The sequence below is a fragment of the Ralstonia sp. Ralssp110 genome (genome assembly GCF_047325135.1).
GTDB classification, from domain to species: Bacteria; Pseudomonadota; Gammaproteobacteria; order Burkholderiales; family Burkholderiaceae; genus Ralstonia; species Ralstonia mojiangensis.
Genome location: NZ_CP168610.1, coordinates 2,891,597 through 2,917,925 on the forward strand (window position 1 = coordinate 2,891,597; position 26,329 = coordinate 2,917,925).

Annotated in this window: 23 protein-coding genes; 5 read left to right on the forward strand and 18 right to left on the reverse strand. The window is 64.2% G+C overall.

Annotation, left to right across the window (positions count from 1 at the left end; all coding sequences use genetic code 11):
* Nucleotides 1-56: 56 nt before the first annotated feature.
* The 10 genes from ACEN9T_RS22480 to ACEN9T_RS22525 all read right to left on the reverse strand — a co-directional run bounded on the left by ACEN9T_RS22480 (nt 57) and on the right by ACEN9T_RS22525 (nt 12,779).
* Nucleotides 57-1,106 (reverse strand): Tim44 domain-containing protein, encoded by a 1,050-nt coding sequence (locus ACEN9T_RS22480; RefSeq protein ID WP_413707101.1) that lies wholly within the window; start codon nt 1,104-1,106, stop codon nt 57-59.
* 127 nt (nt 1,107-1,233) lie between these two features.
* Complete coding sequence (gene ubiE, locus ACEN9T_RS22485) at nt 1,234-1,965, reverse strand: bifunctional demethylmenaquinone methyltransferase/2-methoxy-6-polyprenyl-1,4-benzoquinol methylase UbiE (RefSeq protein WP_413707102.1); 732 nt, start codon at nt 1,963-1,965, stop codon at nt 1,234-1,236.
* 52 nt (nt 1,966-2,017) lie between these two features.
* Nucleotides 2,018-2,434: a gamma-butyrobetaine hydroxylase-like domain-containing protein gene (locus tag ACEN9T_RS22490; protein WP_092973318.1), complete on the reverse strand. Its 417-nt coding sequence runs from the start codon at nt 2,432-2,434 to the stop codon at nt 2,018-2,020.
* A gap of 33 nt (nt 2,435-2,467) precedes the next feature.
* Nucleotides 2,468-4,312, reverse strand: a complete 1,845-nt coding sequence (locus ACEN9T_RS22495; RefSeq protein ID WP_092973320.1) for an ABC transporter ATP-binding protein/permease — start codon at nt 4,310-4,312, stop codon at nt 2,468-2,470.
* A 115-nt stretch (nt 4,313-4,427) separates the two neighbouring features.
* Nucleotides 4,428-4,865: an HIT family protein gene (locus tag ACEN9T_RS22500; protein WP_413707103.1), complete on the reverse strand. Its 438-nt coding sequence runs from the start codon at nt 4,863-4,865 to the stop codon at nt 4,428-4,430.
* 2 nt (nt 4,866-4,867) lie between these two features.
* Complete coding sequence (locus ACEN9T_RS22505) at nt 4,868-8,905, reverse strand: DUF3683 domain-containing protein (RefSeq protein WP_413707104.1); 4,038 nt, start codon at nt 8,903-8,905, stop codon at nt 4,868-4,870.
* Between the two features lie 201 nt (nt 8,906-9,106).
* A complete protein-coding gene (locus ACEN9T_RS22510) occupies nt 9,107-9,688 on the reverse strand; it encodes a YqaA family protein (RefSeq protein WP_092973326.1) in 582 nt (193 codons plus the stop codon).
* A 57-nt stretch (nt 9,689-9,745) separates the two neighbouring features.
* Entirely contained in the window at nt 9,746-10,993 is a 1,248-nt protein-coding gene (locus tag ACEN9T_RS22515; RefSeq protein ID WP_413707105.1) for a nucleoside recognition domain-containing protein, read from the reverse strand.
* Between the two features lie 31 nt (nt 10,994-11,024).
* Nucleotides 11,025-11,942: an ion channel gene (locus ACEN9T_RS22520; protein WP_092973330.1), complete on the reverse strand. Its 918-nt coding sequence runs from the start codon at nt 11,940-11,942 to the stop codon at nt 11,025-11,027.
* 177 nt (nt 11,943-12,119) lie between these two features.
* Nucleotides 12,120-12,779, reverse strand: coding sequence for a LysE family translocator (locus tag ACEN9T_RS22525; RefSeq protein WP_092973764.1), 660 nt, complete (start codon nt 12,777-12,779; stop codon nt 12,120-12,122).
* Nucleotides 12,780-12,896: 117 nt separating this feature from the next.
* On the opposite strand from ACEN9T_RS22525, the gene ACEN9T_RS22530 reads away from it, so the two are divergent.
* The 4 genes from ACEN9T_RS22530 to ACEN9T_RS22545 all read left to right on the forward strand — a co-directional run bounded on the left by ACEN9T_RS22530 (nt 12,897) and on the right by ACEN9T_RS22545 (nt 17,380).
* The gene (locus tag ACEN9T_RS22530; RefSeq protein WP_092973332.1) at nt 12,897-13,346 is read left to right on the forward strand and encodes an Lrp/AsnC family transcriptional regulator; all 450 of its coding nucleotides are present in this window, start codon (nt 12,897-12,899) and stop codon (nt 13,344-13,346) included.
* A gap of 130 nt (nt 13,347-13,476) precedes the next feature.
* Nucleotides 13,477-14,997, forward strand: coding sequence for a threonine ammonia-lyase, biosynthetic (ilvA, locus tag ACEN9T_RS22535; RefSeq protein WP_092973334.1), 1,521 nt, complete (start codon nt 13,477-13,479; stop codon nt 14,995-14,997).
* Nucleotides 14,997-15,833, forward strand: coding sequence for an NADPH-dependent 7-cyano-7-deazaguanine reductase QueF (gene queF / locus ACEN9T_RS22540; RefSeq protein WP_413707106.1), 837 nt, complete (start codon nt 14,997-14,999; stop codon nt 15,831-15,833). The genes ilvA and queF overlap by 1 nt, the downstream gene beginning before the upstream one ends.
* 224 nt (nt 15,834-16,057) lie before the next feature.
* Nucleotides 16,058-17,380: an acetate kinase gene (locus ACEN9T_RS22545; RefSeq protein WP_092973338.1), complete on the forward strand. Its 1,323-nt coding sequence runs from the start codon at nt 16,058-16,060 to the stop codon at nt 17,378-17,380.
* A gap of 1 nt (nt 17,381) precedes the next feature.
* Here the strand turns inward: ACEN9T_RS22545 and ACEN9T_RS22550 are convergent, their stop codons facing one another.
* The 5 genes from ACEN9T_RS22550 to ACEN9T_RS22570 form a co-directional block, all read right to left on the reverse strand.
* Complete coding sequence (locus ACEN9T_RS22550) at nt 17,382-17,915, reverse strand: hypothetical protein (protein WP_413707107.1); 534 nt, start codon at nt 17,913-17,915, stop codon at nt 17,382-17,384.
* Nucleotides 17,916-17,956: 41 nt separating this feature from the next.
* Entirely contained in the window at nt 17,957-18,640 is a 684-nt protein-coding gene (locus tag ACEN9T_RS22555) for a C39 family peptidase (RefSeq protein ID WP_413707108.1), read from the reverse strand.
* 16 nt (nt 18,641-18,656) lie between these two features.
* The gene (locus ACEN9T_RS22560) at nt 18,657-19,091 is read right to left on the reverse strand and encodes a hypothetical protein (RefSeq protein WP_413707109.1); all 435 of its coding nucleotides are present in this window, start codon (nt 19,089-19,091) and stop codon (nt 18,657-18,659) included.
* 123 nt (nt 19,092-19,214) lie between these two features.
* Nucleotides 19,215-20,504 (reverse strand): hypothetical protein, encoded by a 1,290-nt coding sequence (locus ACEN9T_RS22565; RefSeq protein ID WP_092973344.1) that lies wholly within the window; start codon nt 20,502-20,504, stop codon nt 19,215-19,217.
* A gap of 702 nt (nt 20,505-21,206) precedes the next feature.
* Complete coding sequence (locus tag ACEN9T_RS22570; RefSeq protein ID WP_413707110.1) at nt 21,207-22,922, reverse strand: AMP-binding protein; 1,716 nt, start codon at nt 22,920-22,922, stop codon at nt 21,207-21,209.
* A gap of 232 nt (nt 22,923-23,154) precedes the next feature.
* On the opposite strand from ACEN9T_RS22570, the gene ACEN9T_RS22575 reads away from it, so the two are divergent.
* Nucleotides 23,155-23,664 (forward strand): gluconokinase, encoded by a 510-nt coding sequence (locus ACEN9T_RS22575; RefSeq protein ID WP_413708501.1) that lies wholly within the window; start codon nt 23,155-23,157, stop codon nt 23,662-23,664.
* 19 nt (nt 23,665-23,683) lie between these two features.
* Here the strand turns inward: ACEN9T_RS22575 and ACEN9T_RS22580 are convergent, their stop codons facing one another.
* From ACEN9T_RS22580 to ACEN9T_RS22590, 3 genes are all read right to left on the reverse strand, one after another.
* A complete protein-coding gene (locus ACEN9T_RS22580; protein WP_092973348.1) occupies nt 23,684-24,478 on the reverse strand; it encodes a hypothetical protein in 795 nt (264 codons plus the stop codon).
* A gap of 57 nt (nt 24,479-24,535) precedes the next feature.
* The gene (locus tag ACEN9T_RS22585) at nt 24,536-25,507 is read right to left on the reverse strand and encodes an alpha/beta hydrolase (protein ID WP_092973350.1); all 972 of its coding nucleotides are present in this window, start codon (nt 25,505-25,507) and stop codon (nt 24,536-24,538) included.
* A 120-nt stretch (nt 25,508-25,627) separates the two neighbouring features.
* Nucleotides 25,628-26,308, reverse strand: coding sequence for a TetR/AcrR family transcriptional regulator (locus tag ACEN9T_RS22590; RefSeq protein WP_092973352.1), 681 nt, complete (start codon nt 26,306-26,308; stop codon nt 25,628-25,630).
* Nucleotides 26,309-26,329 lie beyond the last annotated feature (21 nt).

A 26,329-nucleotide genomic window follows, 5' to 3' on the forward strand; every position in this document is an offset into this window, starting at 1 on the left:
TATTTTACGGGGAATGCTGAAACGGCCGTTTTGCGGCGCTTCAAGTTGTTACAGCATCACTGCAACTGCTGGATACCCGCCAGCACCCAACCACCCGCACCCTGCGTCGGCTTGGTCAGGTTCCACACCTCGGCAAACGGCTGTGCGGGCGCATTGGCTTCTTCGCGGATCATGCCGGAGAAGCGCACGCTCGCGAGATACTCGGCGGCCTGCGTTTCGATGCCCAGCATTTCCGCTTCGACCGAGACCACGTCGGTCTTGTTGGGCGACGTGCCGCGGTCAGCCAGGTCCATCTTGATCTCGGCAAACATCTCCGGCGTGGTGAACTCGCGAATGTCGTTGAGATTGCCGGCATCCCAGGCTGCCTGCAGGCGAATGAAGTAGACCTTCGCGTTGCGCAGGAAAGCTTGCGTATCAAAATCTGCCGGCACGCCCCACGGCTGCTGCGGTGCGGCCGCGGCAGGTTGAGCGTTGACGGCCTGCGCGCCAGAAGCGGCCGGACCACCCAGGTTCCATGACTGCGCAGCGGTTGCCGCGCCAGCGCCCAGGCCGGACGTGTTGCCGGTATTGACCGATGCGGCTGCCGGTGCGGAAGCCTGCGGGGCCGGTGCGGCAGGTTGCGGCACGTACGGCTCACGGTCGCCGCCCAGCGACGGGCCACCCGTGGCGTAGGCAGGACCCTGCGGACGGCTGCCGCGCACCTTGCGGATGATCCACATCACCACGAAAGCGACGAGCGCGATCAGGATCAGGTTCGACAGCAGCGAGGCAAGGCCCGCGCCCAGACCGAACTTCGACAGCAGATAACCGATACCTAGACCGGCTGCCAGGCCGCCCAGCATGCCGCCCCAGTTACGTCCAGGCTTTGCCGCCGGCGCGGCCGGAGCCGGTGCGACCGGCGAAGGTTGCGCAGCCGGTGCGGCCTGCTGTGTCGGCGACGGCGTTGTGGCCGGCGGCGTCTGTTGGCGTTGCGTCACGGTGGACGACTGTTTGCCGACGCTGCGACTGCCGCCTATGCGTTTGGCGTTGGCGTCAATCGCCGTGCCCAGTGCGAGCGTCGCGACCAGCGCGCCCGCCATCAATTTTCCACCCCAATGCAAACTCATCGCTGTCTTCTCTCCAATGGCAGTGACGCCATTAGATGAAGACGTCAATGCGGAAATTCAATGTGAAGGATCGTGGCATATCGCCGCAGCGCACTACATCGCCCATCTGGTGGAATGACCGAAACACTTAGAGGCGACGGCCAACGTGCAGCGCCACGACACCCGCTGTCAGATTGAAGTATTCGACCGAGTCCAATCCGGCCTGTTCCATCATCTGCTTGAGCGTTTCCTGATCCGGGTGCATGCGGATGGACTCGGCCAGGTAGCGGTAGCTCTCGGGGTCGCCCGCCACTTTGCTTCCCAGCCACGGCAGCACCTTGAATGAGTACACATCGTAGGCCTTCTCCAGCGGCTGCCACACCTTGGAGAACTCCAGCACCATGACCTTGCCGCCTGGCTTCACTACGCGACGCATTTCTGCGAGCGCGCGATCCTTGTGCGTCATGTTGCGCAAGCCGAATGCCACTGTCACCACATCGAAGTAAGCATTCGGAAAGGGAATGTGCTCGGCGTCGCACAGCGTGGTGGGGGTGAGCACCCCGGCATCGAGCAGGCGGTCCCGGCCGACGCGCAGCATCGACTCGTTGATGTCGGTCAGCCACACCTCGCCGGTGGGGCCGGCTTGGCGCGCAAAGGCCTTGGCCAGATCACCTGTGCCGCCGGCAATGTCGAGGACTTTGTAGCCGGGGCGCACCGCTGCCTGGGCGATGGTGAACATTTTCCACACGCGGTGCAGGCCGCCGGACATCAGGTCGTTCATCACGTCGTACTTGCTGGCGACGGAATGGAACACACCGGCGACCTTGCCGGCCTTCTCCTGCTCATCGACCTGCTGGAATCCGAAGTGGGTTTGGCTCATGACAGAAAGGGATACGGATGCAGCGCACAGGCGCCGCAAAGTGAATCGGGAATCAGTGGCTGTGGCCGCAGGCGTGGCCGGCGTTCTCTGCCATCGGGGCGTCACGGTCGACGCCGGCTGCGGCCAGACGATCGAGATACGCCTGCCAGAGCGTGGCTTGCTCAACGCCGAGGCGGTACAGGTAGGCCCAATCGAAGATGCCGGAATCGTGGCCGTCGGAGAACAGCGGCCGGATCGCGTAGTTGCCCACTGGCTCGACGCCGACGATGCCCACCTCGCGCTTGCCGGTCTGCAGAACCTCCTGACCAGGTCCATGCCCCTGCACTTCGGCCGACGGCGACAGCACGCGCAAGTATTCGAACGGCAGGCTGAACTGCTTGCCATCGGCAAAGGCGATCTCCAGCACACGCGATTGCGTGTGCACGGTGATGCCGGTCGGGTGCGGGGTGTCGGCGGAAAGTCCGGCCATGGAAAACGTCTAGTCGAGTCTAAAAACTGCGTTTCAGGAAGCCGCCAGCGCCATGTGCGCAGGCTCTTCCACCACCCGATAGCTTACCGCAGTCAACGGATCGCCCTCGGGGATGTAGCGCAAGCGGCGATGGTGGAATCGTGCCACGGTGCTGCGGTGTGCCACGCTGACGATGGTCACATCAGGCATCGATTCGAGCATCAGGCTGTACATGAACGCCTCGGTATCTTCGTCGAGTGCGCTGGTAGCCTCGTCGAGGAAGAGGTAGTCGGGGCGCTGCAGCAAAGCCCGCGCAAAAGCCAGGCGCTGCTGCTCGCCGGGGGACAGGCGCAGGCTCCAGTTGCTCACCTCGTCCAAGAGGCCGGCGAGCGCCGGCAAGCGACAGGCGGTCAGGACCTGGGTCAGACGCTCTGCGGTGTATTGAGTGGCCAAATCCGGATACGACAGCGCATCGGCCAGCGTGCCGGAGGGGAGATAGCTGCGCTGCGGCAGAAACAGCACGCGGGCATCGTCGGGGACCTCGATGCGGCCGCTGCCATAGGGCCAGATACCGGCCACGGCGCGCACCAGCGTGCTTTTGCCGCAACCGGACGGACCGCTGACAAGCACACGCTCACCGCGTGCGAGCGTCATGTCGAAGGGCTCGACCAGCAAATCTTCGGGCTTGCGGTTTGGGAGGTTCAGCGCAAGGGCGCGGGCTTCGATGGCGGGTACGGCTGCGATCTCGACCTCGACGTCGCGGACACCGGCGCGGTGCTCTTCTTCACGCTCGGCTGCACGGATGGCGCGCTGGAATTCGATCAGACGGTTGGTGGAGGCTTTCCAGGTCACCAGCGTGCGGTAGTTCGTGACAAACCACGACATCGCGTCCTGCACCTGTCCGAAGGCCGTCGCGACCTGCATCATCCCACCCAGCGTGAGCGTGCCGCCAAAGTAGCGCGGCGCCGACACCAGAAACGGGAAGATGATGGCGAACTGCGCGTAGCCGGAACTGGCGAAGGTCAGGCGCCGCGTGTAATCCATCAACTGATTCCAGTTGGTGCGAATGCGTTCGAAACGGCCCCGCAGGATGGCTTTCTCGGTGGGCTCGCCGCGGTACAGGGCGATGCTCTCGCTATTTTCGCGCACGCGCACGAGCAGGAAGCGGAAGTACGCTTCGTAACGTTCCTGCTGGAACGACAGCCCGATCAGCGGCCGCCCCACGAAGTGGATGATGACCGAGCCCACGATCGAGTACAGCAGCGCAAACCACACCATGTAGCCAGGAATCACAAAGTCGTGCCCGCCCAGGCTGAACGCCAGGGGCCCCGACACCGCCCACAGGATGCCGAAGAACGACACCAGCGTAACGGCCGAATTCAGGAAGCCCAGCGCCAAGGTGAGCGTCGCATCGGTGAAGGTACGCAGGTCGTCGGCAATCCGCTGGTCGGGGTTGTCAGCGCTGTGCGTCTGTTCCAGGCGGTAGAACGCCTGCTTGCCAAGCCAGTCGTCGAGAAAGCTGCCGGTAATCCACGTCCGCCAGCGCATCTGCAACATCATCGAGTAGTACAGCCGCATGATCGAACCAATGATCAGCAGCGCGGCAATCCATGAGAAACGCAGCAACTGCGCCCAAAACTCGGCGTAGTTTTTCTGCTCGAGCGCGTTGTAGAAAAGCCGGTTCCAATCGGTGAACAACACGTTCATGAACACCAGGAACAGGTTCAGGCCAATCACCAGCGCCAGCAGCCCCCAGGCCTTGTGGCGATCTTCCGAAAACCAGTACGGGCGAATCAGTTGCCAAGTCTCCGAGAGATTCAACCGCCCATGGTGGACGGTCAGTTCGGAGATGGAATCCTTGTGAGAATCGGGCGTGGCGGCGGTGCGCGGTGTCGTCATGGCGAGGGCGTTGGCGCAACAGAAAGAGAATCAGACGTCGTGCGCGCCACTGGGGTTCCGCGCACGACGTGGCGATGCGTTACCGAGCGTTACCCGGAGCGACGGGGCGATGGGCTCAAGCGTCAGCCAGCGCCGCCTGCAGCGCGTACGACAGTGCCGGCAACTTGGCCGTGATCTCGGCCATGCGCGCGGTATCGGGCGAGCGCTGCTCGGGGCCCCACACGGCTTCTGGAAAATGCGTATCCCACCGATAGCGCGGGATGACGTGCCAATGCAGATGCGGCACGAAATTGCCGAAGCTGGCGAGGTTGATCTTGTCCGGCGCCAGTTCGGCGCGCAGCACACGCTCAATGCGGGCGACGACTTCCATCAGCCAGTACCGATCGGCATCGGACAAATCGGTCTGCTCGGCCACGTGGTCGTTCCAGATAACGCGGCAGAAGCCCGGAAAGCGCGCGTGCTCGACCAGCACCACGCGCGCCTTGGCATTACGCCAGACGGGCTCACCGCCGTCCGCCTCGCACAGCGCGCAGCCGGGCGTCCGCTCGCTCATCGTCAAACCAGCACTCGTTCGATGCCGCCGGCGTTGGCCTGGGCAACGTAGTCCTGCAGCCAGGTTTCGCCGAGCACGTGACGCGCCATCTCGACCACGATGTAGTCGGCCTGCACCGAGACATCCTCGGTGTAGCGCGACAGGCCCTGCAGACATGCCGGGCAGCTCGTGAGGATCTTTACGTCGCCGTTGAATGCCTCGCCGCTCTGGCCGCTGGTCTGGCCGAGACTGCGCAGCTTGTCCGCGCCCTTCTGCATCTCCTCTTCCTTGCGGAAGCGGACCTGCGTGGAAATGTCGGGGCGCGAAATCGCCAGCGTGCCCGACTCACCGCAGCAGCGATCGTTCTTCTCGATCGCGCGGGTCTGGCCATCGGCACCGATGTTGCCGCCCATCAGCTGGTTGACCAGCTTGGTGGGGTCCATGGTCTTGATCGGGGTGTGGCAGGGGTCGTGGTACATGTACCGCGTGCCCTGCACACCGTCGATCTTCACGCCCTTCTCCAGCAGGTATTCGTGAATGTCGATGATCCGGCAGCCCGGGAATATCTTGTCGAATTCATACCCGGCCAGCTGGTCGTAGCAAGTGCCGCAGCTCACCACCACCGTCTTGATGTCGAGGTAGTTGAGCGTGTTGGCCACGCGATGGAACAGCACGCGGTTGTCGGTGACGATCTTCTCGGCCTTGTCGAACTGACCGGTGCCGCGCTGCGGATAACCGCAGCACAGGTAGCCCGGCGGCAGCACCGTTTGCACGCCGGCGTGCCACAGCATTGCCTGCGTGGCCAAGCCCACCTGCGAGAACAAGCGCTCCGAGCCGCAGCCCGGGAAGTAGAAAACCGCCTCGCTATCCGGCGTGGTCGCCTTGGGGTTGCGGATGATCGGGACGATCTCGTTGTCCTCGATATCCAGCAACGCGCGCGCGGTCTTCTTGGGCAGGTTGCCCGGCATCTTCTTGTTGATGAAGTGAATCACCTGCTCGCGCACCGGCGGCTTGCCCACCGTGGCGGGCGGACGAGCGGTCTGCTTCTTGGCGAACTTCTTCAGGATGTCGTTGCCCAGACGCTGCGCCTTGTAGCCCCAGTCAAACATCACCTTGCGCGTGAAGTTGATCGTCTCGGGGTTGGTCGCGTTCAAATAGAACATCGCTGCTGCGGTGCCGGGATTGAACTTCTTCTGCCCCATCTTGCGCAGCAGGTTGCGCATGTTCATCGACACATCGCCGAAGTCGATCTTGACCGGGCACGGCGTCACGCACTTGTGGCACACCGTGCAGTGGTCGCCCACGTCGGCAAACTCTTCCCAGTGCTTGACCGACACGCCGCGGCGCGTCTGTTCTTCGTACAGGAAGGCCTCGATGAGCAGCGATGTGGCGAGGATCTTGTTGCGCGGGCTGTACAGCAAGTTGGCGCGCGGCACGTGCGTGGCGCACACCGGCTTGCACTTGCCGCAGCGCAGGCAGTCCTTGATCGACTCCGAGATGGCGCCGATGTCGCTCTGCTGCATGATGATCGACTCGTGCCCCATTAGGCCGAACGACGGCGTATAGGCGTTGCGCAGATCAGCAGCCAGACCTTGCGGGTCGTTGATGTCGCGCAGCAGCTTGCCCTTGTTGAAGCGCCCATTCGGGTCGACACGGCGCTTGTAGGCAGCAAAGTCGGCGATTTCTTCGTCGGTCAGGAATTCCAGCTTGGTAATGCCGATCCCGTGCTCGCCGGAGATCACGCCGTCCAGCGAACGCGCCAGCGTCATGATGCGGGCCACCGCCTTGTGGGCGTCCTGCAGCATGTCGTAGTCATCCGAGTTGACGGGGATGTTGGTGTGCACGTTGCCGTCACCGGCGTGCATGTGCAGCGCCACGAACACGCGGCCGCGCAGCACTTTCTTGTGGATCGCCTGGGCCTCGTCAAGGATCGGCTTGAACTCGCCGCCGTTGAAGATCTTGCGCAGCTCGGCGCGAATCTCCGCTTTCCACGACACGCGGATCGTACGATCCTGCAGCAGGTGGAACAGGTTCGCCTCGGGCTGATTCACCAGACGGTCATCGATGATCTGCGCGAGGTAACCCAGGCCGAGGCCAATGAGGCTGGCGCGCGCCGTGGTGACCGGCGTGTCGAGATGGTCCAGCAGATATTGCCAACGCGCACGCGTGGCACGCAGCAGTTGCTGCGCCTGTTGCACGCGGTCTTCCAGCAGTTCTGCGCTGGGGATCTCGTTGGCGTCGTCGGTGCGGCCTAGCGGCAGGTTGCTGCCAGCAAAGAAATCGAGCAGCGCGTCGGTCAGCTTGAGCTTGCTCTTGATCGACAGCTCGATGTTGATGCGCTCGATCCCGTCGGTGTACTCGCCCATGCGATTAAGCGGAATCACCACGTCTTCGTTGATCTTGAAGGCGTTGGTGTGCTTCGCAATCGCCGCCGTACGCGAGCGGTCCAGCCAGAATTTCTTGCGTGCCTCGGGGCTCACGGCCACGAAACCTTCGCCGCTCTTGCCGTTGGCCAGGCGGATCACCTCCGACGTGGCGCGCGCCACGGCATCATCGTCGTCGCCGACGATGTCACCGATCAGCACCATCTTCGGAAACGCGTTGCGCTTGCTCTTGGTGGCGTAGCCGACCGCGCGCAGATAGCGCTCGTCCAGGTGCTCCAGACCCGCGAGGATCGCGCCGCCGGGCTTCTTGGTCTCGGCGTCGAGGTAATCCTTGATCTCGACGATGCTCGGGATCGCGTCACGCGCCTGGCCGAAGAACTCCAGGCACACCGTGCGAATCGACTTGGGCATGCGGTGCAGAATCCAGCGCGCGCTCGTGATGATGCCGTCGCAGCCTTCCTTCTGCACGCCGGGCAGGCCGGCGAGGAACTTGTCGGTGACGTCCTTGCCGAGCCCTTCCTTGCGGAACTTGCGGCCTTCGATGGTCAGCGTCTCGGTGCGCAGCAGCTTGGCACCGACCGGCGCGTTGCCGTCGAACCACTTCAGCTCGAAGGTGACGACCGGCGCATCGTGGATCTTGCCGAGGTTGTGATTGAGGCGCTGGACTTCCAGCCAGTTGCCGTCCGGGTCAACCATGCGCCACCAGGCGAGGTTGTCCAGCGCGGTGCCCCACAGCACAGCCTTCTTGCCGCCCGCGTTCATGGCAACGTTGCCGCCAATGCACGACGCGTCGATCGAAGTCGGATCCACGGCGAAAACGAGGCCGGCCTTCTCCGCCGCATCCGCCACGCGGCGCGTCACCACGCCGGCGCCCGAATAGATGGTCGCCACGGGATGGTCAACGCCAGGGAGGTCGGTCATCTCGACCGCATCCAGACGCTCCAGCTTTTCCGTATTGATGACGGCCGAGAACGGCGTGAGCGGCACGGCGCCGCCGGTGTAGCCGGTGCCGCCTCCGCGCGGGATGATGGTCAGACCCAGCTCGAAGCAGCCCTTGACGATGCCGGCAATCTCTTCTTCCGTATCGGGCGTGAGCACGACGAACGGATATTCGACCCGCCAGTCGGTGGCGTCGGTCACGTGCGACACGCGCGACAGGCCGTCGAACTTGATGTTGTCCTTGGCGGTGACGCGGCCGAGCACTTTCTGGGCGCGGCGGCGCAGGTCATACACCTGGGCGAATTCTTCCTGGAACGCCTTGACGGCGCGGCGGGCGTGCACAACCAGTTGCTCGACCTTGCTGGCGCGCTCGTCGCCCACCGGGTCGTGGTGCGAATCGTGATCGGCCACGCGGCGCTTCTCGATCTCCGCCAAGCGGTGATTGAGTGCGTCGATCAGCATCTGCCGGCGCTTCGGGTTGTCGAGCAGGTCGTCCTGCAGATACGGGTTGCGGCGCACCACCCAGACGTCGCCCAGCACTTCGTACAGCATGCGTGCCGATCGGCCGGTGCGACGCTCGGCGCGCAGTTCGTCCAGGATCTGCCACGCAGACTCGCCCAGCAAACGGATGACGATTTCCCGATCCGAGAACGAGGTGTAGTTGTAGGGAATCTCGCGCAGCCGGGGCGCAGCGTCCTGCGCCGTGAGTTTGGCGTCGATCAGAAGTGGGGCATTCATGGCGTGCCGCTGGGGAGGGAGGGCGCGGCAAAGAGGACCCAAGCCGCGCGGTCTTTAAAGGGCGATTGTACTGCAACGCGCGTCGTTGATGCGTCGCAGCAACGGTATCCCTGCCAGTGATATGGGCGGCAAAACCGTCGCGTTTTCAATAGCTTGCGAAAAGCACAAGACGGCCCAAGTGATGCAAGAACCACGCAAACGTCACATCATCACGCTCTTGATCCAGCCCAGGATGCCGTGCCAGAAGCCGTCGGGCAGCGTCATCAGGGCCGCAGTCATGGCCAGATAGCGTAGGAATTTGCCGATCGCCATGTACATGACGCTGGGCCAGAACTTCAGGCGCAGCCAGCCGGCCAGCGTGCAGAGCGGGTCGCCGATGCCTGGCAGCCACGACACCAGCAGCGACATCGGCCCGATGCGGCGCATCCAGCGGAAGTATTTTTTGTCGAGCGGGGGCTCACGGTGGCGCTTGGGATGCGGCACGTGCTGGGCGTGCTCGGCGTTGTGCTCACGGCGGCGGCGCGCAAGGTGGTAGCGCACCAGCGCCAGCTTGGCCGCGTAGCCCATCCACCAGTCGACCACGCCGCCCAGCGTGTTGCCGAGCGTGGCCACTACGATGGCCGGCCAGAACATGTCCGGATTGAGCTTGATGTACGCAAAAACCGCCGGTTCGGAGCCCAGCGGCAAGAGGGTCGCCGAGACGAAACTGACGACGAAGATGGCAGGTAGCCCGACCTTTGGCAGGGCGAGCGTGGCAAAAAGCGTGTCAATCCACTGTTCCATGCAATCGATTGTAGAGGGCGAGCGGCCGCGGCGTCGCTTGGGGGCCGCCCTAGCCGCTCAGGCGAAGAACAGATAGGCGACAAGCACGGCGCCGATCAGACCGACCAAGTCGGCCCACAGCCCGCAGACCAGTGCGTAACGGGTGTCCTTGATGCCGACGCTGCCGAAGTACACGGCCAGCACGTAGAACGTGGTCTCGGTCGAGCCCTGGATGATGGCGGCCAGCTTGCCCTGGAAGGAATCGACGCCGTAAGTGGTCATCACGTCAACCATCAGGCCGCGCGCACCGGCACCGGACAGCGTCTTCATCAGCCCCACGGGCAGCGCGGGCACAAACCGCGTGTCGATGCCCAGGTGCGCGAACAGCGCAGAAAGCCCTTGCATCAGAAAATCCATGCAACCCGCCGCACGAAACACGGCGATGCCCACCAGCACCGCCACCAGATACGGGACGATGCCGATCGCCACCTGGAAGCCGTCCTTGGCGCCATCGACAAACGTTTCGTAAACGTTGATGCGACGAATTGCCCCGCATACCAGGAACGCCACCACGATGGTGAGGATGGCGCCCGCGCCGATCAGGCCGATCCAGGCCGCCATCTGCTGCGGCGGAAACTGGCGCAGCCAGGCAAACAGCAGCCCCATTAGCGCGACGAAGCCCCCGAAATACGCCAGCAGGGCTGGTTTGAACAGGTTGATGCGCTGATACCACGCCACCGCCGCAATGCCCGCGCAGAAGCCGATGAACGTGGACAGCAAGGTCGGCAGAAAGATGTCTGCCGCGTTGAAACCGACCAGGCCCTGCTTGACTGCCATGGCCTGCCGGATGGCGATGACGGACGTCGGCACCAGCGTCACCCCCGCCGTGTTGAGCACCACGAACATCAACTGCGCATCGCTGGCGCGCTGCGGCTGGGGGTTGATCTGCTGCAACTCGCGCATGGCCTGCAGGCCGAGCGGCGTGGCGGCGTTGTCCAGGCCGAGCACGTTGGCCGACACGTTCATCATCATCGCGCCGTTGGCGGGGTGGCCGGCCGGCACGGAAGGAAACAGGTACCGCATCAGCGGGTTCACGAGCCGCGCGAACAGATCGACCACGCCAGCGCGCTCGCCCACGCGCATGATGCCCAGCCACAACGCCATCATGCCGGTCAGGCCGATCGCAATTTCGAAGCCGGTGCGCGCGGCATCGAACATGCCGGTCAGCATGCGGGAGAAAACCTCCATGTCGCCCTGCACGACCTGCACGCATGCGGTAACGAAGGCAACGAGGAAGAAGGCGAGCCAGACGAGGTTCAGGGCCACGGAGGTTGCGCGTTGGAATCGGACAAGCCGGTCATTGTGCCTGCGGCGGCGTCTCGATCGGATGGATCAGGTGGAAGTTGTCGTAGTCGACTGACGTGACGCCGCCCTCGTCGCGGATCAGGTCGGCATAGCGATAGTTCCAGCGGATCTCGTCATGCCGCCAGGAATAGCGCGCCTGCACGGTTTGCGCGGCGGTTTCGTCGGCGCCCTCGATGGTGAGCAGAAGCAAGGCATCACCCGCCGCGAGCGATTCTGCTGTGGCGCCATGCAGCGGGCTGGCTTCGTCGATCACGTGCATCATCACCCAGCCCAGCAGGAAGATCGGATGCTCGCTGCGCTCAAGCTTCAGGTCGTGAATCTTGTAGATCGAGTAGCCCTCGGGCGAAACCTCGTCCTGCATCAGGCGCAGCCGGGCGGTGGCCTCTGCGATGACATTCTGGCGCGCATTGGCCGCCCGCAGCATCAGCGTGGATCTGCCGTTGAGCGGCCGCACGACAACATTGCGCGCAAACATGATCTTGGCGCGCGGGCGCGAGAAGCGCGCAAATACCAGCCCCGTCGCCATGGCAATGCCCGACATGCCGATGAAGATCTCCAGTGTGGCGATGACGTGGGCGTAGAGCGTTTGCGGGTGCATGTCGCCGTAACCGACCGTGGCCAGGGTCTCGACGCTGAAGAAGAATGCCCCCACGAAGCCGGGCGGCGACTGGTTCGCAATCGCGCCGTCACCCAACGAATACAACCCCGCGAATACCGCATTGAGCGCCAGGAACAGCGTGGCCAGCAGCGCGAAGAAGGTCGGCCAGTTGACTTCAAGCGCGTGGTGATAGAGGTCACGCCAGCCTAGCGGCGGCATGCCGTAGGCAATGACGTGCTGGGTGCCGGACCAGACTTTTCGGCCCCGACGCGCGCGTCCGGCACGCTCGGAGGAAGACGACGGGGTGTTCATGGTGGCCTCTCGCCCGAGTGTGCTTTTAGCTGCGTCCGCTATCGACGTCGTCGGCGCCGCTGACAGTGCCGGGCAAGTGTACAGATCACCCCAGGTCTCGATCAAGAATCGCCTGGCCTTGGCCGAGGCGACCGGTATGACGTGCGCCTGCGCGATGGCCGATGGCTTGACTGGGGCTTACACCACCTGGACAACGCTGCGCAGTCCCGCGATGACCTGCACGGCGCCGAACCCCGCGATGGCGAGCGCGGACAGCCGCGTGATGCCGGGGATGAATGACGCTGGCATCCTCACGCGCAGCGCCGCGGTCGCGCCACTCAGGCAAAGCCACCATGCAGCCGAGCCGGCGAAGACGCCGACGACCATCTGCGCAACGGTGAGCCATCCCGCACCTTCGGCCGACGCATGTGCCTCGGCCGACGGCCCGAGCGCTGCGAAGATCGCCACGAACGATAGGATCGTCAGCGGGTTCGACAGGGTCAGTACGAATGTCGTCAGGAATTCGCGCGCATTGGCGACGGCCTGCGTATCACCTGCGGCATCCGTCGCAGCAAGCCCGGTGGAGGATGCGCGCGCGGTCGACCACGCCAGCCATACGAGAAACGCACCGCCTGCTATTTTGAGCACCAGCGTCAGCGCAGGGAGCGCAGCAACGATGCCGGCGACACCGAGCGCACCAAGCAGTCCGTACAGGGCATCTGCGCACGCGGCGCCGAGGCCCGTCGCCAGTCCCGAGCGGAACCCACGGTTCAGGCTGCGCTGGATGCACAGCATACCGATCGGGCCGACCGGCGCGGCAATACAGAACCCGATCATGGTGGCCTTGATGAACAGCACTTGCACGCCCTCCCACAGTGGTTTGTTGTGTAGGTCTCATCGTAGGCACCGCGGCATCCTGGCGGAATCATGTTTTTAAGGCAAAATCGCCCATTCCCCTTAAAAATTGCAACCACAATGGACGATCTGGACTGGAAGCTGCTAGATCTGCTGCAGCACAACGGCCGCATGACGTATACAGAGCTTGCGAGACACGTGAAGCTGTCGGTGCCGACCGTCACGGAGCGCGTGAAGCGTCTGGAAGACGCCGGCGTGATTGAAGGCTACGTGGCGCGTGTGAATCCCGTTGCCGCGGGCTACCCGGTCAGCGCGCTAATTGGTATCACCGTTGCGCAACCCGCGAAGGCCAAGTTCCTCAAGCTGCTCGAGACGATTCCCGAAGTATTGGAATGCCACCATGTGACCGGCGCAGATTCCTACGTGATGCGGCTTGCAGCGAGGAGCGTCGCGGATCTGGAGCGGTTGATCGAACGGATCAACCTGTATGGTGAAACACGCACCTCGATCATGATGTCGACGCCAATCGCAGCGCGTGCGCTTGGACGACCGCGCACGACACAGGCATGACATTGCCGACGCGGCCGTCTTCGGCTCGCACCCGTCAGCCCCTGAGCCGCACCAACAGCGGGCGCGCCAGTGCAAAAGACGCCGCGTGATAGGCTTACGGGCTCTGTTCACGTCCAACCCGGTCCGCACCATGGCCATCGATTACCTCAAGAAAATCCTGACCGCGAAGGTCTATGACGTCGCGCTGGAAACCGAGCTGAAGTTCGCGCCTAACCTGTCGGCGCGCACCGGCAACCGCGTCTACCTCAAGCGCGAGGATGACCAGCCGGTGTTCTCGTTCAAGCTGCGCGGCGCCTACAACAAGATGGCCTCGCTCACAGCGGCCGAGCGCAAGCGCGGGGTGATTACGGCATCGGCGGGCAACCACGCGCAGGGCGTGGCCTTCAGCGCGGCCCGAATGGAGTGCAAGGCCGTGATCTGCATGCCGGTGACGACGCCGCAGCTGAAGATCGACGGCGTGCGCTCCCGTGGCGGCGAATGGGTCGATGTCGTGCTGCACGGCGAGAGCTATTCCGACGCGTACAGCCACGCCGCCAAGCTGCAGGAAAAGCACGGCTACACCTTCGTGCACCCGTTCGACGATCCCGACGTGATTGCCGGCCAGGGCACCATCGCCATGGAAATCCTGCGTCAGCATCCGCAGCCCCTGCATGCCATCTTCTGCTCGATCGGCGGCGGCGGGTTGATCTCGGGTGTTGCGGCCTACGTGAAGGCCGTGCGGCCAGACGTCAAGGTCATCGGCGTGCAGAGCGTGGATTCCGACGCGATGGCGCGCTCGGTGGCCGCCGGCAAACGCGTCGAACTGAAGGAGGTCGGACTGTTTGCGGACGGCACGGCGGTGAAGCTGGTCGGCAAGGAGACGTTCCGCCTGACACGGGAACTCGTCGACGAGATCATCACCGTGGATACAGATGCCATCTGCGCGGCGCTCAAGGACGTGTTCCAGGACACGCGCAGCCTGCTGGAGCCGTCGGGCGCGCTGGCGCTGGCCGGCCTCAAGCAGTATGCCGAGACCCACAAGCTGAAGAACGAATCGCTCGTGGCCGTGGCCAGCGGCGCGAACATGAACTTCGACCGCCTGCGCTTCGTGGCCGAACGCGCCGAAGTGGGCGAGGCGCGTGAAGCCGTGTTTGCCGTGACGATTCCGGAAGAGCGCGGCAGCTTCAAGCGCTTCTGCGAGTTGGTCGGCTGGTCGCGCAACGTGACGGAGTTCAACTACCGCATTGCCAGCAAGGACGCCGCGCATATCTTCGTGGGCGTGCAAATTGCGTCGCGCGCAGAGGGCGACAAGATTGCCGAGAACTTCCGCAAGCACGGTTTCCCCACGCTCGACCTGTCGAACGACGAACTGGCCAAGCAGCACATCCGCTACATGGTGGGCGGCCGCTCGCCGCTGGCAGAAAACGAGCATCTCTACCGCTTCGAATTTCCAGAGCGGCCCGGCGCGCTGATGAAGTTCCTCTCGAGCATGAGCCCGAACTGGAACATCAGTCTGTTCCACTACCGGAATCAGGGCGCGGATTCGAGCAACATCCTCGTCGGCATCCAGGTACCGAAGAACGAGAAGCGCGAGTTCAAGGCGTTCCTCGCCACGCTGGGCTATACCTATTGGGACGAAAGCGAGAACCCCGTCTACAGCCTGTTTTTGTGATGAGCAACCAACCCGAACATTCGCCGCTGGGCAAGGCCTCCGCCTACAAAACGGAGTACGACCCGAGCCTGCTGTTTCCGATCCCGCGCCAGGGCAAGCGCGACGAGATCGGCCTGGCCGCCGGCACGCCTCTGCCCTTTTTCGGCGTGGACCTCTGGAACCTGTACGAGCTGTCGTGGCTGAACCTGCGCGGCAAGCCGCAGGTGGCGCTTGGCACCGTGATCGTGCCGGCCGATTCGCCCAACATCGTTGAATCGAAGTCGTTCAAGCTGTATCTGAATTCGTTCAACCAGACGAAGGTGGCGTCGCACGAAGCGCTGCAGCAGTTGATCCACCACGATCTGTCGGAAGCGTGCGGCGCGCCGGTGCAGGTCCGCATCGTCACGCACGAGGAATTTGCCCGGCAACGCATGGGCGAACTCGACGGCCTGCTGCTCGATCGCCTGGACATCGAAACCGACGTCTACCAGCCCACGCCCGAGCTGCTGCATGCCGATGAGGAAGAAAGCCCAGTCGAAGAAACGCTGGTGTCGCACCTGCTGAAGTCCAATTGCCTTGTGACGGGTCAGCCGGACTGGGGCAGCGTGCAAATCCGCTATGTGGGTGCGCCGATCAATCAGGAAGGGCTGCTGAAGTATCTGATCTCGTTCCGCGAGCACAACGAGTTTCACGAACAATGCGTGGAGCGGATCTTTACCGACATCCTGCGCCAGTGCCGGCCCGTCAAGCTGGCCGTGTATGCGCGCTACACGCGGCGCGGCGGCCTGGACATCAACCCGTTCCGCACCAACTACAACACGCCGTGGCCAGATAACCTGCGCAATGCACGTCAGTAAGCGCTGACGCTACGCAAGACATACGAGGCGCCTTCGGGCGCCTTTTTTCTTGCCTGGGCGATCCGCCAAACGGGCATACGCCCCTCGTCCATTTTGTGGACGCCAACGCCCTGTCGTTTCACGTTCGCTCGCCTATAGTGGTATCCGCAGTGCGCCACCCGGGGGAAATCGTGAAGGGCCCATCCACTTTTGGTGGACAGGGCGCTCTCGACGGGGGACATACCATGACGAAAACGCCATGGAAGCCGCAAGGTGGGTCAACCCACGCGGTTACGTGCGCATGCCTGCTGCTCTGCGGCGGGCCGGTCCTCGCACAGACCAACGAGCCGGTGGACGACAAGCCACCCAGCCTGGAAGCGCTGCAGCGCGAGCTTGCCGATACGCAGGCGCGCCTGCAGGAACTCAAGCGCTCGATCCAGCAACAGGAAACGCACCTGCGGCGCATGCGGCGCGCGCTCGGCATGAGCGAGGGCCGACTCGACACCGTGCGCGGTGCCGGCGCTCCCGGCGCGGCGGGCGATGCATCGCAAATTGCGCAGAACGACGACACCGGCACCACGCCAGTCGGCAAACCGCCGGAGCCGCCTGACCGCCCGCCACGCATCGCGCAGATCTTCGATGAGCCCAGCGCACTCACACCGCCGGGCAAGGTGGTCGTCGAGCCGTCATTGCAGATGGCGTATTCGTCGTCCGACCGCGTGGCGCTGGTGGGCTACACCATCATCCCCGCGCTGCTGATCGGGCTGATCGACGTACGGCAGGTCAAGACCACCACGCTCACCGGCACGGTGGCGGTGCGCTATGGCCTGGCACGGCGCTGGGAACTGGAAGCGCGCGTGCCCTATGTTTACAGCGCGAGCGACACCGTCAGCCGCGAATTGTTCACCGGCACGGCCACGGACAACGCCTTCAGCTCGCACGGGCGCGGCATCGGCGATGTGGAACTGACCGCGCGCTACCAGATCAATGCGGGCGGCGTCGACAAGCCGTTCTACATCGGCTGGCTGCGCTTCAAGACGCGCACCGGCAAGGATCCGTTTGACGTCACCACCGATTGCGTGACGCGCTGCGTGAGCAATACCACGGGCACCGGCCTGCCTCTGCAGCAGCCCACGGGCTCGGGCTTCTTCGCCGTTCAGCCGGGGCTGACGTGGCTGTTCCCGACAGACCCGGCTGTGTTCTTCGGCAGCATCAGCTACCTGCACAATTTCGAGCGCAAGGATGTCAGCCTGAACCTGGTGGACGGCTCGAAGCAGTTCCTGGGGAACGTAAAGGCCGGCGACATCATCGGCCTGAACTTCGGCATGGGGCTGGCGCTGAACGAGAAGGCATCGTTCTCGATTGGCTACGACCAGAGCATCATCGCGCCGACCACGCAGAACGGCCAGCGCGTGCCTGGCTCGGTGCGCACGATTCTCGGCACGTTGCTGGTTGGCTATTCGTACCGGCTCTCGCCCAAAATGACGCTGAACCTTTCGGTGGGGGCAGGCCTGACGCGCGACACGCCGGACCTGACCGTCACGCTGCGTCTGCCGATCCAGTTCTAGCTCAGTGCAGCAGGGTGACGACGTTGGCCAGGGCGCCCTGCAGCACGTTGGAGAGATTCAGCTGACGGAACTGCGGCAGGCTGTTGACCGCCGCGTTGATGGTCGTCACCGCTTGCAGCGTCTGGTTGTTCAGACTGTTCTGGATGACCGTGGCCGCCGCTGCCGCCCCCGCCGCCACATCGGGCGGCGCAACATTGTTCGGGCCGTTCTGCACAAGATTGACCGTGTTGACCACCGAGGCCAGTTGCTGCGCCTGCGTGGCCGTCATGCGTGCCACATCGGGGATGTTGACCGATGCGCTCGCCACCAGATCGCCGTTGACGTAGACCGCTCGGTCGATGCCAAACGAGATGTGCAGCCCCGCAAGCGAGGGCACATCGAAGCCGCCGCGCATGTCGTCGAGCTTGTCTTCGGACACGGCTTGCCAGGCATGGACGGGATTGTTGTCCGTGCCATCAATGCTGGACGCGCAAGCATGCCCGGCCGCAGTCAGCACGAACCACCCGGCCCACGCTACCTTGCCAAACCGCTTCATGATGCCCTCCTGCCGGACTACCGCCATCCCGCACATGACGCTCAAAAGTCGGACGGACCATGCTTGGGAACGACGATGTTGCCCAGGCCGCTGCGATCCATGCCTTCCTCCAGCGGCGCACGCGGTGCCACGCGCCAGTCCGATGAAGCGTTGAACGTCGCCCCCGACTCGCGGTTGTGGACGACGAACAGCAAATGGTTGTCCCACATGCTCTCGAAACTCGCACGCGAAATCGCACGCGTGCCCATGGCCGGATCGCCCACGAGCACACGCCCTTCCTGCACGCCCTTGACCACCACGAAGTGGTGATAGCCGTTCTCGGTCAACAGCACGATGGCCGGCAAGTGCGCGTCCTTCAATGCATCCAGCGGCTGCTCGAAACCATCGGCCTCAAAGCCCAGAGAAGCCAGATAGCGTTTGATGTCGAGCAGCGAAAAGCCTTCTCGCCGGATCTTCTCCTGGTTGCCATGTTCGTACATGGCCTGGAACACGGTCTGCTCGCTCACCGGATAGCCGTACTGATACGTAAGCAGCGTCGCCACCGCGGCCGACCCGCAACTGAAGTCGAAACGCTGATGCACGGTACGCAGATAGCGCTCGGCCTTCATGCTCGTCACCGGCACGGCATAGGTGCCCCCGCCCGTGCCGAGCATGTCGATCGCGCCCGCCAACGCGGGCCCGCACATCAGTGCCATCAGCACTGCGCCGCACGTCTTGTGCATCATTCCGTCCTTCGCAAGCTCAAGGCCGGAACTGCACGTTGACGATGGTGGCGTTCTGGATCAGCACGTTCGCTCCGCTGTTCTGGATGACCGTGGGGATCCCGCTGGCATTGGCAAACGAGCCGTCGCGCACGATGTTCGACCCCGTCGCCACATTCACGGCGGCGTTGTCGCTCACGGTGCCCGACAGGCGCGCGTCATTGACGGTCTGGTAGAGATCCTGCGTGCCGCCGCGAAAGCTGTCGAGCCGATCTGCTCCCACCGCATGACCGAACCCAGGCACCGACACGGCCGCGGCGACCGGGGGACGCACCGCTTCCGTATTGGCTGTCTGAGCACCGTCTGCGATTGACGCATCGTCCGCCGCCATCGCCGCTGCCGCTGGCCACACTGCCAGGCCGCATGCCAACCACCATGCCGCCCATCCTGCTGTGGTTCTTCTGTCGGATCGCATCGAATATCTCCTCTACGCTCCAACTGCGGGCCGGACCACCGATGCAGTCCGGCCCCATCCACCGTCATGCGCGAAGCTTCATCGCTTGCGCCGCGGCACTTCCCCGCTCATGCCCATACCGGGCTATTTGCCCACATTCAGGTTCGCCTGCACGTTGATGCTTTGCTGGATGAGGGAAGCAAAGCCGCTGTTCTGGTTCGCCACCATCACGCCTGCTGCAGACTGGCCGACGCTGGTCATGGCGTTGGACATGTTGAACGTTCCTGCGTCCACCATGACCGTACCGCCTGCACCGCCCGTGCCGCCCACCGCACCATTGCCGACACCGCCATTGCCCACGCCGCCTGCACCGCCGGCCGCACCGACTGCACCCACGGCGCCATTGCCTGCCGTGGACGATGCTGCGCCGTTGGTGGCGCTGCCGTTGGTGGCGCTACCGCCTGCGCCGCCATTGCCTGCCACATTGGTAGCTGCACCGCCCGCGCCTGCCGCGCCGCCCGTGCTGCTACCGGTGGCACTGCTCGTGCCCGTGCCCGCACCGGCCGATGCCGTTGACGTACCGCTGGTGGTGGAGCCGCCAGCGCCGCCTGCACCGCCTGCCGAGGCACTGCCGCCGCCCGTGGCTGCGCCGCTGCCCTGATGGCGGTTCGCATCGCCACCGCTGGCGCTGGACGTACCGCCCGCACCGCCGCCACCGCCGCCGGCTGCGCTCGTGCTGCCCGCTGCGCCGCCAAGGCCTGCACCCAGGCTCGCCGACAGCGTGCCGGAGCTGCCGCCGGTACCGCCGCCGCCCGCATTGCCGCCAGCGGCTCCGCCATTGCCGCCGTTGCCGGCCATCGCGCCACCGTTGGTCGCGCTGCCGTGCGTGACGCTGCCGGAGCTACCGCCAGCGCCACCGCTGCCGCCTGCACCGCCAGCGCCACCGTTGCCGCCAGCGCCTGTGCCGCCGTAGCCGTATCCGCCACGCCCGCCGGCGCCGCCATTGGCCGTGCCGCCATTGTTGGTGGCGACGTTGCCGATGCCCGACACGCTGATGTTGGTGACGGTGCCATCCAGCTTGGAGACAGCAATTGCCTTGCTTGTGTTGAAGGAGTTGGTGAATGTTGCCGTTGCCATGCCGCCATTGTTGGCAGCGGCGGTGCCATAGCCGTCAGCGTTGGCCCAGCCGCTGTTGTCGCGGTTGCTGCCCTGGCTTTGGTTGTTGTGTTGATTCGAGTTATCCGTTGCCGTTGTGGTTGTGGTCGTTGCGGTATTCGTCGTCGTGTCTGTGCTGGTGTTGGTTCTGGTGATAGTCGACGTGTTGGTTTGGGTCTTGTCACCCGCCCCAGACGCCGTATTCCCGATGTCGGCCAATGCCACGCCAGAGACCCCCAATCCCATGGCGATCGCGGTGGCCAGTAAGGTCTTCTTCATAACGCACTCCATAAAGGTGAGAGGGACGGCTGGAAACGCAGCCAGTAAGGCCGGCGCGCTCTGCCTGTGGGAAAAACGTGACCCACCCCGGGGCGGCTCGTTCGCATAAACGGTGCCAACTTCCGGGCCCGCTCGACAGAACTGTTCTAAGCGTTTGAAAACGCAAAAGTTTCGCCGGCACGCGCGTACACAAGCGCTCGCCATGCCGGGCAATCGTGGCGGGACATGCAACTTTTGGAGGTCTGTTTGCGGCCCTTCGGTTACAGCGCTGATACACCGTCGTGACGCGCGGGCACCCATGGCATGCAAGGCCTTCTCGCCAAGACGCAAACCACGCGCACGCATGCGCTCAGTGTGGGTGTTTGAGAGGAGCGATTGGCTGGGTGTTTCGGGCGTGATACATCGGCGCATCGTCGCTCACATTGCGTGAGCGGTTGGTCGCGTTGGGCAAGCATGCCGCGGCGCACGTCCCCTCGGGTTGCGCGCCTTGAGGGCGTACGCACCGCTCACACGCAGCCGCGCGTGGCGGCCGGATTGCGAGCGCCCCCTATCGGCAAGACGCATGCGGGAAACGCGTCTCGATTTCTACGTCGGGCGTTGCCCAGGCAGGCGAAAAAAACTGCGCGCGGCAAGCATCGTCATGGCAACGAAAAGCCGCGCGCAACCCGTTCGCATTTCAATCGCGAAACCGCGCGCTCAAACTCACGCCGTGGCAGCCACCGTCAGCTTGAGTTCTTCGATCATGCGATCGCGCATGACGAACTTCTGCACCTTGCCCGTCACCGTCATCGGCATCTCGGTGACGAAGCGGATGTAGCGCGGAATCTTGTAGTGCGCGATCTGGCCCTGGCAGAACGTACGGATCTCATCTTCCGTGGCCTGCTGGCCGGGCTTGAGGACGATCCACGCGCAGACCTCTTCGCCGTACTTCGGGTCGGGCACGCCAAATACGTTGACGGCCTGCACCTTCGGATGCCGGAAGAGGAATTCTTCGATCTCGCGCGGGTAGACATTCTCGCCGCCGCGAATGAGCATGTCCTTCACGCGGCCGACGATGTTGCAGTAGCCCTCGGCGTCGAACGTTGCCAGATCGCCCGTGCGCATCCAGCCGTCATGGATGGAATCGGCGGTCTTGGCTTCGTCGTCCCAGTAGCCGAGCATGACCGAATAGCCCTTGGTGCACAGCTCGCCCTTCTCGCCCACGGGCACCACCTCTCCCGCGCCGTCCACCAGCTTGACCTGCAAATGCGGCTGGATGCGGCCGACGGTGGTCACGCGCTTGTCGAGCGGGTCGGTCACGGCGCTCTGGAAAGACACCGGGCTCGTCTCGGTCATGCCGTACGCGATGGTGACTTCGCGCAGGTTCAGCTCCGACACGACGCGCTTCATCACCTCGATGGGGCACGGCGATCCGGCCATGATGCCGCCGCGCAGCGTCGATACGTCAAAGCTCTTGAAATCCGGATGATCGAGCTGCGCGATGAACATCGTCGGCACGCCGTGCAGTTGCGTGCAGCGTTCTTCCGCCACCGTGCGCAGCGTGGCCAGCGGATCGAACGCCTCGCCCGGGAACACCATGCAAGCGCCGGTGGCCGTGCAGGTGAGCACCGACATGACCATGCCGAAGCAGTGATACAGCGGCACGGGAATGCACAGCCGATCGCCCTCTTGCAGATTCATCGCCATGGCAACGAAGCGGGCGTTGTTGACGACGTTCATGTGCGTGAGCGTGGCGCCCTTGGGTGCGCCGGTCGTGCCGCTGGTGAATTGAATATTGATGGCGTCGTCGGGCGACAGCGTGGCCGTGATGGCATCCAGCGCATCAATGGGTACGCTTTTTCCGCGCGCAATGACGTGGGCAAAGTTGAGCATGCCAGGCGTTTCGGCCTCGCCCATGCGGATGACCCAGCGCAGCGCCGGCAGCTTGGCGGCATTCAATGCGCCGGGCTGCGCGGTCGCCAGTTCGGGCGCGAGCGTCTGCAACATTTCCAGATAGCGCGAGGTCTTGAAGGCCTCAGCCGCCACGATGGCCTTGCAGCCGACCTTGTTAAGCGCGTATTCCAGTTCCGACAGCCGATACGCCGGATTGATGTTGACGAGGATGAGCCCCAGGCGGGCTGTCGCGAACTGCGTGAGCACCCATTCGACGCGGTTGGGGGACCAGATGCCGATGCGGTCGCCCCGCTCGAGCCCCAGCGCGTGCAGGCCGGCGGCCAGCGCATCGATCTGTTCGGCAAAGGCACGCCACGTCCAGCGCACGTTCTGTTCGCGAAACACGACCGCCTCGTCGTTGGGCCAGCGGCGCACGGTTTCCGCGAGCAGCGCCGAGACCGTCACGTGTGCCAGCGGCACCGCCGTGTCGCCCACCACATACGACGCACCGTTGCGCGGTCGCGCGTCGAAAACCTCACCAGCCATGGATGTCTCCTCCAATCAACGTTGGCCTTTTTGGGGCCTTGTTCTGAATGATTTGTAACCGCTGCTTCCACCGCAATTTGACGCAGCTTGACGTATTTGGCAATCCGTTGCCGGACGAACAATGACGCGGAACAATTGCTGCGCTGCAGCAGCAAAAATCGGCGGGCGCCGTCATCAACGCGCTAACATGCCGGCCTGATGTTTTGCGCTTTCTTGCACGTAGGGAATGACGATGATCGTAGTAGTGATGGGTGTTTCGGGTTGCGGCAAATCCACGGTGGGCCAGAAGATTGCCGAGCGGCTGGGCTGCGCTTTCCGTGATGGCGACGAGTTCCACTCCGAGGCCAACCGCGCCAAGATGCACGCCGGCATCCCCCTGAACGATGACGACCGCAAACCCTGGCTCGAATCCATCCGCGCCTACATGGACGAGAAGACGAGCACCGGGCAATCGCTGGTGGTGGCCTGCTCTGCTCTCAAGCAGCGCTATCGCGACGTGCTACGCGGCCCGGCCGGCAATGCCGAGTTCGTCTACCTGAAGGGCGACTTCGACCTGCTGCAGGGCCGTCTCGCCGCGCGGAAAGACCACTTCTTCAACCCGAACCTGCTGCGCAGCCAGTTCGACGCGCTGGAAGAGCCGACCGACGCCGTCATCGTCGACATCGCGCTGCCGCCCGAAGCCATCGTCGACGAGGCCATCACGCAACTGCAGGCACGCGCCGCGCACCGCCCGGCCGCCTGAACTCGCACGTGTTCGCGCGCTAACTGCGCGTGAGTTGTTGCAACACGGCCTGCACCTCGCCGTTGCACACGCGGCTCATGCGCTCCTGCTCGCGCGGGGTATCGATCTGTTCGTGCGCCTGCAAGCCGAGTTCGATCAGCGATTGCGCGCGGGGCAGCCAATGGCGCGTGAGCGCTGCCTGCAAATCTGCGGCAATGCGGTCCGGGTCTCCAAAGTAGAGCCGGCCGCCGTATTCGCTCTCGATCTCCTTGCGGATCACCTCGGCGGCGTGCGGCAGCACCGCGCGGTTCACAGCGACGTGCCGCAATTCGTGCTCGCGGATAGCGTTGTATGCACATGTGCCCGGCGCGAATTCGCGCGCCACGGTGACCCGAAAATTGTTCAGCAACAGCTCGACTGAGATAGACGGCCGCAGGCAGGTCGTGGCTGGCTGGGTGGCGATGGCCATGTAGCGGCTGTTGACGTCGAAGCGCGCGACCAGCGTCGCGTACGTCTTGCCCAGCACGCGCGCTGAGCGGTCGTATGGCGGTGCCTCCGCGGTGAGTTGTTCCACCGAGCGATCGTTGGAGAAGGACAGCGGCGTTTCGATGGCACGCACCTCCACGCGCATCGGGCCGAGCGCCTGGTCGCATGCCTTTAGCCAGTGCGATTTGTTGGCATTGAGTGCGGATGCGCCCGCCGCGCCGGTTGCGGCGGCGACATTTTCGATCGGCGCAAAACGCACGTCGGCGAGCCTCAGCCGATGCAGCCGACTCCACTGCCAAGCGCCGACCGCCACGGCCAGCACCACACCCAATACCACCACCCGACGCATGCTGGGCTCCCCGTTTGCGCATCCCGACTGGGCTACGCAGGGGCGCCGCAGGTCAGGTCATGCCGGTGTCAGTGCCACCGGTTCTCGATTCTCATGTTGGGCGGCAATCAGTCGTCTGATCTGCTCGCCCGATCGTTTGAGCGCTACGCGCGCCTCTGGAAGGAAAGGATAGAAGATCGGCCACACGTGCGGAAGCCGCCGCCCCATTTCTACCGAAACGGATACCCCGGCCGCCCGCGCGCGCTCGGCCATTCGGAGGGTATCGTCGCGTAGCACCTCGCTGGTGCTGACATAGCAGTGCAGTGTGGGCAGGCCCGTGAAATCGGCGTACAGCGGCGAGGCGAGCGGATGGTCCGTCGGTGCGCCCGAATCGCCAAGGTACAACGCCGCACCATGCGCCATCCACGCGCCGCGAAACATCACGTCGGATTCATCGTTGTCGATCAGGCTCTGGCCGGTGGCTGCCAGGTCCGTCCACGGCGAATACAGCACCGCGCCGGCCGGCAGCGGGTCCGCCGCATCGCGCAAGGCCACCAGCAGCGCCAACGCCAGCCCTCCCCCCGCAGAATCGCCCGCCACCACAATGCGCGATGGTGCCACGCCCTGCGCCAGCAGCGTGCGATACGTAAAGAGCGCATCTTCCACCGGCGCGGGAAATGGATGCTCAGGTGCCAACCGGTAGTCCGGCACGCACACACGGGCCTGCGCATGGGTGGCAAGACCAATGGTGATCGGGCGATGTGTGCGGGGGCTGCAGAAAAAATAGCCTCCGCCATGCAGATAAAGGACGACGGGCGCGTCTTCATGCAGGTCCGGATCAGCGGGTTCGATCCATTCGCCGGTGAGGCCATCGTCGTGGGTCCCAAGAGCCGGCACGATGCGCCAATCCGGCGGCAATTCCACGGGCGAAGGCATCTTGCGCTTCTCGGCATGCAGGCGCGTGGCGATGGGATCGAACGGCTCCCGCTCGGTCGGCTTCTTGACCTGGTTGCGCACCATCCTCGAGACGACCCAGTTCTGCCAGCTCATCGCTCAACCCTCCGCTGCAAAGTCCCAGCCTAGCGAGGATGCGCTGCCCAGACAATCGGTTCACACCCTGCTGGAACGCGGGTGTCCCCATATGGCAACGCCATCGCGCAGGCCGTAGCGTCAAACCACGTCAGGGTTCGCAGCCAGGGCACGCAGGCACAGGCGCTCCATCTCGCTGATCCATACCTCGGTTGCGGGCGGCCCGTCCTGCAGCAGCACGCGGTAGCGACGTGCGCCCCAGATGGCTTGCAGCATCGTCTGCACGAGTGCGTCGTCTGGCCGGGCAGGCAGATCGGGGCACGCGTCCAGCGCTTGGCGCCAGGCTGCGCTCAGTTCATCGAAGAAGCGCAAATGATGCTTGGGCTCGGCAATGCGGTCTTCACGCATCAGCATGGCGTGATCAAAGTACGGCGGATCGAGCGCCGGATCGCCGCAACTCAGCCTCACGAGGTGACGCACGCGGGCTGTCCAGGAGGCATCGATGCGTTCCGTCACCTCGCTCTGAATGCGGGCCAGCAGCACCTCGATGGTGTGCCGGACGTAGCCTGAGAGCAGCGCCTCCTTGTTCGGGAAGTACTCATACAGCGTGCCGACCGAGCAACCGGCTTCCAATGCCACCGCCCGCGTGGTCGCTGCCTGTGCGCCGTCGCGCCGCCAAATCCGAACAAATGCCTCGTAGATGGCCTGCACGGTGAACTTGGCGCGGCGCTGCGACGGCCGCTTCAGCGGTTTGGCGCGGGCGCTTTCGGCCTGCCCGTTTCCGAACCCGGCACCCGCCTGCCGACGATAGAGTGAAGCCATCCGCCCATCAATCCCGAGAAT